General features: G+C 66.6%; 9 protein-coding genes. 7 read left to right on the forward strand and 2 right to left on the reverse strand.

All coding sequences use genetic code 11. The annotated features are described in order from the left end of the window. Positions 1–87: 87 nt before the first annotated feature. The 4 genes from D3880_RS06355 to D3880_RS06370 all read left to right on the forward strand — a co-directional run bounded on the left by D3880_RS06355 (position 88) and on the right by D3880_RS06370 (position 4182). Positions 88–420, forward strand: coding sequence for a hypothetical protein (locus D3880_RS06355; protein ID WP_119892647.1), 333 nt, complete (start codon positions 88–90; stop codon positions 418–420). After that, the gene (locus tag D3880_RS06360; protein ID WP_177412157.1) at positions 377–1285 is read left to right on the forward strand and encodes a DUF72 domain-containing protein; all 909 of its coding nucleotides are present in this window, start codon (positions 377–379) and stop codon (positions 1283–1285) included. The genes D3880_RS06355 and D3880_RS06360 overlap by 44 nt, the downstream gene beginning before the upstream one ends. A gap of 313 nt (positions 1286–1598) precedes the next feature. Continuing rightward, the gene (locus D3880_RS06365) at positions 1599–2429 is read left to right on the forward strand and encodes an isocitrate lyase/PEP mutase family protein (protein WP_119892649.1); all 831 of its coding nucleotides are present in this window, start codon (positions 1599–1601) and stop codon (positions 2427–2429) included. Between the two features lie 568 nt (positions 2430–2997). Next, complete coding sequence (locus D3880_RS06370) at positions 2998–4182, forward strand: patatin-like phospholipase family protein (RefSeq protein WP_119892650.1); 1185 nt, start codon at positions 2998–3000, stop codon at positions 4180–4182. Between the two features lie 7 nt (positions 4183–4189). Here the strand turns inward: D3880_RS06370 and D3880_RS06375 are convergent, their stop codons facing one another. After that, on the reverse strand, positions 4190–5410 hold the full coding sequence (locus D3880_RS06375) for an RtcB family protein (RefSeq protein ID WP_119892651.1): 1221 nt from the start codon (positions 5408–5410) through the stop codon (positions 4190–4192). Positions 5411–5529: 119 nt separating this feature from the next. Between D3880_RS06375 and D3880_RS06380 the strand changes: the two genes are divergently transcribed. Then, complete coding sequence (locus D3880_RS06380) at positions 5530–6312, forward strand: class I SAM-dependent methyltransferase (protein ID WP_119892652.1); 783 nt, start codon at positions 5530–5532, stop codon at positions 6310–6312. Positions 6313–6547: 235 nt separating this feature from the next. Here D3880_RS06380 and D3880_RS06385 read toward each other — a convergent pair whose 3' ends face one another. Further along, positions 6548–7183, reverse strand: coding sequence for a TetR/AcrR family transcriptional regulator (locus D3880_RS06385; RefSeq protein WP_119892653.1), 636 nt, complete (start codon positions 7181–7183; stop codon positions 6548–6550). A 105-nt stretch (positions 7184–7288) separates the two neighbouring features. Here D3880_RS06385 and D3880_RS06390 point away from each other — a divergent pair, with 105 nt between their 5' ends. Both D3880_RS06390 and D3880_RS06395 read left to right on the forward strand, forming a co-directional pair. After that, positions 7289–8392, forward strand: a complete 1104-nt coding sequence (locus D3880_RS06390; protein ID WP_119892654.1) for an efflux RND transporter periplasmic adaptor subunit — start codon at positions 7289–7291, stop codon at positions 8390–8392. 6 nt (positions 8393–8398) lie between these two features. Further along, positions 8399–11467 carry an efflux RND transporter permease subunit gene (locus tag D3880_RS06395; RefSeq protein ID WP_119892655.1) on the forward strand — a complete coding sequence of 1023 codons (3069 nt, stop codon included), beginning with the start codon at positions 8399–8401 and terminating at the stop codon, positions 11465–11467. Positions 11468–11489 lie beyond the last annotated feature (22 nt).

Below are 11489 nucleotides of genomic sequence, written 5' to 3' on the forward strand. Positions count from 1 at the left end.
TAGTGCGATTGCTAAGCATCGCAGCGGCCGCTAAATTGCCGGGTGTTAGTGCTGATCAGGCTGCCGGGCAGCCCAACAGGTTTGCGAATGCGCATCGACGGCTTCTCTTCTTCCTACTCGCTGGATCGCAGCCCCCGCTCGGGGGCGGTGACGCCTGCGCGTGAGGTTCAGCGGGAAGTGGCGGAGCGGCGTGAGCAGCCGGCGCCGAGCTCGGGCAGCCAGAGCTTCGAGCCCATCGCCCAGGCCCGTCGGGCTGGAAATCCCAGCCACAACAGCCTGCCGGTCCCGGCGCCGGCCGTCAGCTATCAGCGTCCGCTGAGCAACCACGCCGCCCAGGCTTTGGCCAGTTACGGCAGCACCGCCAGCTACACCAGCGATGTCGACGCCCTGGAAGTGCTCGGCCTCGATCTCTACGCCTGATTCCCCCCCCGTGTTGCCCTATTACCTCGGCTGCCCATCGTGGCACGAGCCGGCCTGGCGCGGGCTGGTCTATCCGCCTGATGCGCGCCCGGCCGACAGCCTCGAGCACTACGCGCGCAGGTTCAACGCGGTGGAGGGCAATACCACCTTCTATGCCCGTCCGACGCCGGCCACCGTAACGCGCTGGGCGCAGCTGATGCCGGCCGGTTTCCGCTTCTGCGCCAAGCTGCCGCGTGATATCAGCCATGGCGGCGATCTGCGCGCGCAAGGGCAGGCCACTCAAGCTTTCCTCGACCTGCTGGCGCCACTGGGCCCGCGGGTGACGCCGCTGTGGCTGCAGTTGCCGGCCGCCTTCGGCCCGCAACGGCTCGGCGAGCTGGCAGCCTGGCTGGATGAGTTCCAGCAGCGCAGCATCGCCGTGGAGCTGCGTCATCCGGCCTTCTTCGCTCGGGGCGACGAGGAGCGGGCGCTCAACCGCCTGCTGCATGAGCGCGGTGTCGAGCGCATCTGTCTCGACTCGCGTGCGCTGTTCAGCTGCCGGTCGGACGATCCGGCGGTGCTGCACGCGCAGGCGAAGAAGCCGCGCCTGCCGGTGCGCCCGGCGGCCTTCAGCCGCAGCCCGCAGCTGCGCTTTATCGGCGGCCCGGATCTGCGTACCAACCTGCGCTTTCTGCAGCCCTGGCTGGACAAGGTCGCGGCCTGGATCGAGCAGGGGCTGACGCCTTACGTCTTTCTGCACACCCCGGACAACCAGCTGGCGGCGGCCCAGGCCCTGCGCTTCCATGAACTGCTGCGCGAGCGTCTGCCGGGGCTGGCGGAATTGCCAATGCCGGACAGTGCGAGCGCGCAGCTCGGTCTGCTCTGACGCGGCCAGTGGATTAGGGTCTGTTGACGTTTCGTCACGAACCGCGTTGCTGCGGAAAATTGCGCCAGGCTAGGCGTGGGACGCAGGGAATGGCGTTCCCTTGCCAAGTCCCGCAACGACGCATGGCGCAATTTTCCGCGCAACCCGAAGGGACAGGCCTTTTTTGTCGCGGTGCGTCGTTGCTCGTCGTTCATTTGGAATGCCAAACTTCTCTCCTCGCGCCTAGCCCCGCGACAAAACAGGCTCAGTCGCGGCCGTGACGAAACGTCAACAGACCCTAAGGTGTCAGGGGTCGATCAAACGGAGCAGACCCATGAGTTCGCAGACGATTCGCGCCGAAGCCTTCAAGGCGCTGCACCAGCGGGATGGCGCCTTCGTCATCCCCAATCCCTGGGATGCCGGCTCGGCGAAAATGCTCGCCAGCCTCGGTTTCGAGGCCTTGGCCACCACCAGTGCCGGACTGGCCTTCTCGCTCGGGCGGGCGGATGGCGAGGGCGCCATCTCCTGTGCGGAAATCCTGGAAAACGCGCGCAGCATAGTCGTGGCGACGCCCTTGCCGGTGGCGGCGGACCTGGAAAATGGCTTTGCCGATGAGCCGCCAGGCTGTGCCGAGACCATACTGCGTGCGGCCGCCGTCGGCCTGGTCGGCGGCTCGATCGAGGATGCCAGTGGGCGTGCGGAGCAGCCGATCTACCCGTTCGAGCTGGCCGTCGAGCGGGTCAAGGCGGCCGCGCAGGCGGCTCGCAGCCTGCCGTTCCCGTTCATGCTGACGGCGCGGGCGGAGAACTTCCTGCATGGCCGCGCCGATCTGGCGGACACCCTGCGCCGCCTCGAAGCCTATGCCGAGGCCGGCGCCGACGTGCTCTATGCGCCCGGCCTGCGCAGCCGCGAAGAGATAGCCGCGGTGGTCCGTGCGGTGGCGCCCAGGCCGGTCAACGTGGTGATGGGCTTGTCCGGCGTCAGCCTGTCGGTGGCCGAGCTGGCCGATCTCGGGGTCAAGCGGGTGAGCGTCGGTTCGGCGCTGGCGCGGGCGGCCTATGGGGCGTTCTTCCGCGCCGCGCAGGAGATCGGCGGGCCGGGCACCTTCGGCTTTGCCGAACAGGCGCTGCCCTTTGCCACGCTCAATGGGCTTTTCAAGTCCTAAGATCCTGTCTCGGATCTGCTGCGCGTCGGCCAAACGGCGTTAAAACGGCTTCGGAAAGCCGCTGGCGGCTGACGCGCTTTAGCGCGGCCCCGAAGGGCGAGCGAAGCGAGTCATGCTCATTTACAACGCGTAAACCCCGCCTCCTCGGCTGTTTTGACTCGCTGCGCTCGCCCTGCGGGCCAGCCTGCGGCTGTTACTCCGCTTCGCTGCGTTTGCCTTGTCTCGCTCTAGCTCGCGAGATCCGAGACAGGCGCTAAGTGCTCTGGCCGGTAACGGCGGCGGTCAGCTTTGCGCGCGCTGAAAGTCCCGCTGATTGTGCATACCGGCTGGCCGGCTTATCGCCGTCTGGCACCTGATCTCCTGGTCCTGTCGACTATGCTTGTGGCGGCAAGTGGGCCGTCGACACCAGGGGCATCTTGAGTCTGGCCAGCCGATCCCCTCGGCGTCACGACCAGCCCGGAGCCTCCCCCCGCTAGCGCTTGTGCCTCATTGCCGGGGGAAGTGGGTGGCTTATCGCCGCGGGTTGCAGGGTTGCGTTCTCGGTACCGATCGAGAAGGAGAGGCGTTGATGGGCAAGAGTGCGATTCTCCTGGCGCTGCTTGTGGCAGCGCTCTGTGCCGCACAGGGCTGCACCGGCCCCATTCGCAGCGATGCGGTGCCCCCGGCGCTCGCGGAGCAGGCCAAGATCCCCGGAATTGCCGAGGTGCGCTACCGCATCGGCGTCGACAACCAAATGCTGAAGAGCCACGGCCTCGAGTCGGTCCAGCGCGAGCAGGCCTACCTCGCCAAGACCGGGCATCAGGGGCCGCTACCGCCGGCGGTCTTCCTCGCGGTGTCGGGCGGCGGCGATGCCGGAGCGTTCGGCGCCGGTCTGCTGAACGGCTGGACGGCTGCCGGCAACCGGCCGACGTTCAAGCTCGTGACTGGGGTCAGCACCGGGGCCCTGATCGCTCCCTTCGCTTTCCTCGGCCCGGCCTACGATCACAAGCTCAAGGATTTCTACACCAGCCTGGGTCCACAAGACGTCCTCGAGCCGCGCAACTTCATGGCCGCCCTGTTCAATGACGCCATGGCCGATAACAGCCCGCTCTGGCGGCGGGTGGAGAAGGAGGTGGATCAGGCGCTGCTGGACGCCGTCGCCGCCGAGTATGAGAAGGGCAGGCTGCTGCTCGTGGCGACCTCCGATCTCGATGCCCGGCAGGCCGTGCTCTGGAACATGACGAAGATCGCCGCGAGCCGCGATCCCAAGGCGCTCACGCTGTTCCGTTCGCTGATGATCGCCTCGGCCGCAATCCCCGGCGCCTTTCCGCCGGTGATGATCGACGTCGAGGCCGGCGGTCGGGCCTACCAGGAGATGCACGTGGACGGCGGCACCATGTCCCAGGTGTTCGTCTACCCACCCTCGCTCCACCTGCAGCAGACCGGCATCGAGCGCAATCGCGCGGTGTATGTCATCCGCAACGCCCGCCTGGATCCCGAATGGGCTCAGGTCGAGCGCAGGACCATGAACATCGCCGGGCGGGCCATCTCCTCGCTTATCCACACCCAGGGCATTGGCGACCTGTATCGCATCTACCTGACCTCGCAGCGCGATGGCGTCGACTTCAACCTGGCCGCCATCCCGGCGAGCTTCACGGTTCCCCACCGAGAGGAGTTCGACACGGAGTTCATGCGCGCGCTCTATCAGAGCGGTTACGAGATGGCCGCGAAAGGCTACCCCTGGGTCAAGGTGCCACCGGGATATAGCGACTAGTTGCCGCTCAGCCTTTGACGCAGACGATTTGCTTGAGGGTGTGCACGACCTCGACCAGATCGGCCTGGGCGGCCATCACCTTGGCGATCGGCTTGTAGGCGCCGGGCGTCTCGTCGATCACCGCCAGGTCCTTGCGGCATTCGACACCCGCCGTGGCGCGCTGGTGGTCGGCCAGGCTGAAGCGCCGTTTGGCCTCGTGGCGGCTCATCAGCCGGCCGGCGCCGTGGCTGCAGGAGCAGAAGCTTTCCGGGTTGCCGAGGCCGCGGACAATGAACGACTGCGCGCCCATGCTGCCGGGGATGATGCCCAGCTCGCCGGGCTTGGCGCTGACCGCGCCCTTGCGGGTGACGAAGATGTCTTCGCCGAAGTGGAATTCCCGCGCCACATAGTTGTGATGGCAGTTGACCGCCTCCAACTGCGCCTCGAATGGCCGCTGCAACTCGATGCGCACTGCCTCCACCAGCATGTGCATCATCAGCGAGCGGTTGGCGCGGGCATAATCCTGGGCCCATTCCACCGCCTCCACATAGTCGTCGAAGTGCTTCGTGCCTTCCTTCAGGTAGGCCAGATCGACGTCCGGCAGATTGCCCAGGGCATTGCCCATGTCCTTCTTGGCCCGTTCGATGAAGAAGCGGCCGATGGCGTTACCGACCCCGCGCGAGCCGGAGTGCAGCATCAGCCAGACCGCGTCCGCCTCGTCCAGACAGACCTCGATGAAGTGGTTGCCGCCGCCCAGCGTGCCCAGGTGCAGGCGATTGTTGGTCTTGGCCAGCAGTGGGTACTTCGCGGTGATCTGAGCGAAGCGCTTGGCCAGCAGTTTCCAGCTGTCATCCACCAGGTGCGGCGCATCATGCCAGGCGCCGACGTCGTGGCGGCCGAAGCTCTTGCCGTGGGGGATGGCGTACTCGATGGTGCGGCGGATGCCGGCCAGATTGTCGGGCAGATCGCGGGCATTCAGGCTGGTACGCACGGCCACCATGCCGCAGCCGATATCCACGCCGACCGCGGCGGGGATGATGGCGCCCTTGGTGGGGATCACGCTGCCGATGGTCGAGCCCTTACCCAGATGCACGTCGGGCATCACCGCCAGATGGTCGTAGATGAAGGGCAGGCGCGCGGTGTTCTTCAATTGCTCCAGCGCCGCCGGCTCCACCGGCACCTCGTGGGTCCACAGCTTGATCGGCTTGCCGCCCGGGACTTCCAGGCGTTGATAGAGTGGGCTGGTCACGTGTTTTGCTCCTCTACAGATAATCAGTTTACTCCCGTCGGTTGGCCTGCAAGCGGCCAAGAGCGGCCGGCTCTGGCAAAATACCGCCCCGAGCCGATGAACCACGAGCCGAATAGCCGATGAGCGACCAGCCCACCAGCGCCCGAATCCGCGTTGAAGCCCTTGCCCCGACCTACGCCGCACAAGCCGAGGCCTGGGCCGAGCGTCTGCAACTGCCGCTGGCCGGCGACGCCGAATTCGCCCTGCAATTGGGTGACGCCGGCCTGCAACTGGTCGAGCTGGGACCACAGGCGCCGGGGCCGGTGCGGGTGGATTTCGTCGAGGGTGCGCTGGCGCATCGGCGCCTCTATGGCGGCGGCAGCGGGCAGATGATCGCCAAGGCGGTCGGCGTGCAGTCCGGCATCCGCCCGCGGGTGCTGGATGCCACCGCCGGGCTGGGCCGTGACGCCTTCGTGCTGGCCAGCCTGGGCTGCGACATGACCCTGATCGAGCGCCAGCCGATCATCGCCGCCTTGCTCGAAGACGGCCTGGCCCGCGCGGCCGGCGACCTTGAGGTCGGCGCGATCGTCGCGCACATACGCCTGCTCGGCGGCAATGCCATCGAGCTGATGCAGGGCTGGGCAGGGGCGGCGCCGCAGGTGATCTACCTCGACCCGATGTTCCCGCACCGTGACAAGAGCGCGCTGGTGAAGAAGGAGATGCGCCTGTTCCGCCCGCTGGTCGGCGACGATCTCGACGCCCCGGCGCTGCTCGCCGCCGCGCTGGCGCTGGCCAGCCACCGGGTAGTGGTCAAGCGCCCGCGCAAGGCGCCGATCATCGATGGAGCGAAGCCGAGCTACAGCCTGGACGGCAAGTCCAGCCGCTACGACATCTATCCGAAGAAGGCCTTGGGTAAGGACTGAGCCGTTCAGCGCCGCTTTTGGGTGGGTTAGTCGCGTAGCGGCGTAACCCACCAGCGGTGCCGCCCTGGGCGCCGGAGTCCAGCAGGGCGTGGCGGGTTACGCCTTCGGCTAACCCACCCTACGATCTGGACAGGACGCAGATCGGTGTAGCGAATTTATTGGCGATGAGCACGGCGCGGAAGTGCAGCCTGTCCGCGAATAAATTCGCGCCTACAAGCTACGTTCGACCCCGCGCCTACGGCCGATAGGCGCGGATGAACAGCTCCACCACCTCGTGCACATGCGCTTCGGCCGCGGCGGCCTCGAGCGGCTCGCCGCAGCCGCACATCAGGCGGAAGTTGATGCCGCCCTTGATCAAACAGAAGAAGTGCTCGGCCGCATTCAGCGGCTTGGCGATCTGCAGCAGCCCGCGCTGATCCACCTGCGTCAGCAGATGCTCCATCTCGTGCAGGATCCGCTGCGGGCCGGCGTCGAAGAAGATCTTCGCCAGCTTCGGGTCCTGGCTGCCCAGGGCCACCATCAGGCGGTGCAGCTCGATGGATTCGCGGCTGCTGATCAGCCCGTGGAAGCCGCGGCCAATGTTCAGCAGCACGCTCTCGACCGGCACGCCTTCGGCCAGCTCGAACAGCAGTTCAGGCAGCTGCTCCTCGCACTTGGCCTTCACCGCGGCGGAGAACAGCGTCTCCTTGTCGGTGAAGTGGCTGTACACCGTGAGCTTGGAGACCCCGGCTTCGGCGGCGATGACGTCCATGCTGCTGCCGTCGTAGCCGCGGCGCAGGAACAGGGTCTTGGCGGCTTCCAGAATCGCCTGGCGCTTGGCTGGGTCCTTCGGGCGACCGGGGCCGCTGGGCGGCAATAACTTGTCAGACATTTCGCGATGATTTCTCGTTGCAAATACTGGACTGGCGAGTACGCTATTTTTACTATACCCGTCAGTATAAATATTCAAACCCTTCTTTGCGAAAGGTCCGCCGCCATGTTTCGCCCCGCCTTGCCTCGCGTACTGCCCTTGACCCTCGTTTGCCTGCTCAGCGCCTGTGGTAATGGCGAGCAGGTGCAACAGTCCATCCGCCCGGCCATGGTGGTGCAGCCGCAGCCCGCCGCAGAGGCGGTCAATGCCTATCCTGGCGAGGTGCGCGCGCGCCTGGAGCCCGATCTGGCCTTTCGCATCGGCGGCAAGGTCAGCAAACGCCTGGTCGATAGCGGCGCGCGGGTGAAGAAGAATCAGCCGCTGGCCGAGCTGGACCCCGAGGACATGCGCCTGCAACTGGAGTCCGCCCGCGCCCAGGTGGCGGCGGCCGAGGCCAACCTCAAGCTGGTGAGCAGCGAGCGGGAGCGCTACCAGACCCTGTTGGCGCGGCAGATGATCAGCCGCTCGCAGTACGACACGGTGGAGAACCAGTACCGCGCCGGTGCCGCGCGGGTGAAGCAGATCCGCGCCGAGTTCGATGTCGCCAATAACCAGGCCGGCTATGCCGTGCTGCGCGCGCCGGCCAATGGCGTGATCGCCAGCCGCCGGGTCGAGGATGGCCAGGTGGTGGCGGCCGGACAGACGGTGTTCACCCTGGCCGCCGATGGTGAGCGGGAAGTGCTGATCAGCCTGCCGGAGCACGCCATCGACCGCTTCAAGATCGGCCAGACGGTCGCCGTCGAGCTCTGGTCGCAACCCGGCCAGCGCTTCGCCGGGCGCATCCGCGAGCTGTCGCCGGCCGCCGATCCACAGTCACGCACCTTCGCCGCGCGGGTGGCGTTCAAGGACGGCAAGATCCCGGCGGAGCTCGGCCAGAGCGCGCGGGTGTTCGTCCAGGCCAATGGCGAGGTGCCGCTGTCGGTGCCGCTGTCGGCGCTGACCGCGGAAAACAATCAGCCCTACGTCTGGGTGGTCGATCCGCAGACTTCGACCCTGCAGCGCCGGCCGGTGCGCATCGGCCCCTACACCGACAAGCTGGTGCCGGTGCTCGCGGGTTTGAAGGATGACGATTGGGTGGTCGCCGCCGGCGTGCAGGTGCTGCGCGAAGGCCAGGAGGTGCATCCGGTGGATCGCGCCAATCGCACGGTGAAACTGGCAGCCAAGGAGTAAGGCGCAGTGAATTTCAACCTTTCCGCCTGGGCGCTGCAGAACCGTCAGATCGTCCGCTACCTCATGCTGCTGCTCGGCATAGTCGGCGCCATCTCTTACACCAAGCTGGGGCAGAGCGAAGACCCGCCGTTCACCTGGAAGGCCATGGTGGTGCGCACCAACTGGCCGGGGGCGAGCGCCGAGGAGGTGTCGCGCCAGGTCACCGAGCGCATCGAGAAGAAGATCATGGAGACCGGCGACTACGAACGTATCGTCTCCTTCTCGCGGCCGGGCGAGTCGCAGGTGACCCTGATCGCCCGCGATTCGATGACCTCCTCGGAGATTCCCGAACTCTGGTACCAGGTGCGCAAGAAGGTCGGCGACATCCGCCACACCCTGCCGCCGGGCATCCAGGGGCCGTTCTTCAACGACGAGTTCGGCACTAACTTCGGCAATATCTATGCACTGACCGGCGCGGGCTTCGACTACGCCGTGCTCAAGGACTACGCCGACCGCCTCCAGCTGCAGCTGCAGCGGGTCAAGGATGTCGGCAAGGTCGAGCTGATCGGCCTGCAGGACGAGAAGATCTGGGTCGAGCTGTCCAACGTCAAGCTGGCCACCCTCGGCCTGCCGCTGGCGGCGGTGCAGAAGGCGCTGGAGGAGCAGAACGCGGTGGCTGCCGCCGGCTTCTTCGAGACGCCGAGCGACCGCGTGCAGCTGCGCGTCAGCGGCAAGTTCGATTCGGTCAAGGAGATCCGCGATTTCCCCATCCGTGTCGGCGACCGCACCTTCCGCATCGGCGATGTCGCCGAGGTCAGCCGCGGCTTCAATGACCCGCCGGCGCCGCGCATGCGCTTCATGGGCGAGGACGCCCTCGGCCTGGCGGTGTCGATGAAGAGCGGCGGCGACATCCTGGTGCTCGGCGAAGCGCTGGAGGCCGAGTTCGCCCGCCTGCAGGAAACCCTGCCGGCCGGCATGCAGCTGCGCAAGGTCTCCGACCAGCCGGCGGCGGTGAAGACCGGAGTCGGCGAGTTCGTCCGCGTGCTCACCGAGGCGCTGATCATCGTCCTCTTGGTGAGCTTCTTCTCCCTCGGCCTGCGCACCGGCCTGGTGGTGGCGCTGTCGATCCCGCTGGTGCTGGCGATGACCTTCGCCGCCATGTACTACTTCAACATCGGCCTGCACAAGATTTCCCTCGGCGCCCTGGTGCTGGCGTTGGGCCTGCTGGTCGACGACGCGATCATTGCCGTGGAGATGATGGCGATCAAGATGGAACAGGGCTACGACCGCCTCCAGGCGGCCAGCTACGCCTGGACCAGCACGGCCTTCCCGATGCTCACCGGCACCCTGATCACCGCCGCCGGTTTCCTGCCGATCGCCACCGCGCAGTCCAGCACCGGCGAATACACCCGCTCGATCTTCCAGGTGGTGACCATCGCCCTGATGGTCTCGTGGGTCGCCGCGGTGGTGTTCGTGCCCTACCTGGGCGATCGCCTGCTGCCCGACCTGGCCAAGCTGCACGCGCAGAAGCATGGCGGCAGCGACAAGGGCTACGACCCCTATGCGACGCCGTTCTACCGGCGCGTGCGGCGCGTGGTCGAATGGTGCGTGCGCCGGCGCAAGACGGTGATTTTGCTGACCGTGGCGCTGTTCGTCGGCTCTATCCTGCTGTTCCGCTTCATTCCGCAGCAGTTCTTCCCGTCCTCCGGGCGCCTGGAGCTGATGGTCGACCTCAAGCTCAATGAAGGCGCCTCGCTGACCAACACCGCACAGGAGGTCGAGCGCCTGGAAAAACTGCTCAAGGACCACCCGGGGATCGACAATTATGTGGCCTATGTCGGCACCGGCTCGCCGCGCTTCTACCTGCCACTGGACCAGCAATTGCCGGCGGCCAGCTTCGCCCAGTTCGTGGTGCTGACCAAGACCATCGAGGACCGCGAGCTGATCCGCAGCTGGCTGATCGACACCCTCAACGACGAGTTCCCGACCCTGCGCTCGCGCGTCTCGCGCCTGGAGAATGGCCCGCCGGTGGGCTACCCGGTGCAGTTCCGCGTGTCCGGCGAGCATATCGACGAGGTGCGCGCGCTGGCCCGCCAGGTCGCCGACAAGGTGCGCGAGAACCCGCATGTGGTCAACGTGCACCTGGACTGGGAAGAGCCGAGCAAGGTGGTGCGCCTGAACATCGACCAGGAGCGCGCCCGTGCGCTCGGCGTGAGCACCGCCGACCTGTCGCGCTTCCTGCAGAGTTCGCTGACCGGCGCGCCGGTCAGCCAGTACCGCGAGGACAACGAGCTGATCGAGATCCTCCTGCGCGGCACCCTGCGCGAGCGCCAGGAACTGGCCCTGCTGCCGAGCCTGGCGGTGCCGACCAGCAGCGGCAAGAGCGTGCCGCTGTCGCAGATCGCCACCCTCGAATACGGCTTCGAGGAAGGCATCATCTGGCACCGTAACCGCCTGCCGACCGTCACCGTGCGCGGCGACATCTACGACAAGACGCTGCCGACCGGCGTGGCCAAGCAGATCCTGCCGAACCTCGAATCGATCCGTGCGCAACTGCCGGCCGGCTATCTGCTGGATGTCGGTGGCACGGTGGAAGACTCCGGGCGTGGTCAGCGGTCGGTGAACGCCGGCATCCCGCTGTTCATCGTGGTGGTGCTGACCTTGTTGATGCTGCAGCTGAAGAGCTTCTCGCGTTCGGCGATGGTGTTTCTCACCGCGCCGCTGGGGCTGATCGGCGTGACCTTGTTCCTGCTGGTGTTCCGCCAGCCGTTCGGCTTCGTCGCGATGCTCGGCACCATCGCCCTGTCGGGGATGATCATGCGCAACTCGGTGATCCTGGTCGACCAGATCGAACAGGACATCAGCGCCGGCCTGGACCGCTGGCACGCGATCATCGAGGCCACCGTGCGGCGCTTCCGGCCCATCGTGCTGACCGGCCTGGCGGCGGTGCTGGCGATGATTCCACTGTCGCGCAGCATCTTCTTCGGGCCGATGGCGGTGGCGATCATGGGCGGCCTGATCGTCGCCACGGCGCTGACCCTGCTGTTCCTGCCGGCGCTGTACGCAGCCTGGTTCCGGGTCAAGCAGGAGCGCTGAGTTCTGTCTCGGCGATAAGAAA

Origin of the sequence: Pseudomonas cavernae, assembly GCF_003595175.1 — a bacterium.
GTDB classification, from domain to species: domain Bacteria; phylum Pseudomonadota; class Gammaproteobacteria; order Pseudomonadales; family Pseudomonadaceae; genus Aquipseudomonas; species Aquipseudomonas cavernae.

Coding starts and splice junctions, on each gene's coding strand:
- D3880_RS06370 (WP_119892650.1), top strand. CDS start 2,998: ATGGGCAAGAGTGCGATTCTCCTGGCGCTGCTTGTGGCAGCGCTCTGT.
- D3880_RS06360 (WP_177412157.1), top strand. CDS start 377: ATGTCGACGCCCTGGAAGTGCTCGGCCTCGATCTCTACGCCTGATTCC.
- D3880_RS06380 (WP_119892652.1), top strand. CDS start 5,530: ATGAGCGACCAGCCCACCAGCGCCCGAATCCGCGTTGAAGCCCTTGCC.
- D3880_RS06365 (WP_119892649.1), top strand. CDS start 1,599: ATGAGTTCGCAGACGATTCGCGCCGAAGCCTTCAAGGCGCTGCACCAG.
- D3880_RS06355 (WP_119892647.1), top strand. CDS start 88: ATGCGCATCGACGGCTTCTCTTCTTCCTACTCGCTGGATCGCAGCCCC.
- D3880_RS06390 (WP_119892654.1), top strand. CDS start 7,289: ATGTTTCGCCCCGCCTTGCCTCGCGTACTGCCCTTGACCCTCGTTTGC.
- D3880_RS06385 (WP_119892653.1), bottom strand. CDS start 7,183: ATGTCTGACAAGTTATTGCCGCCCAGCGGCCCCGGTCGCCCGAAGGAC.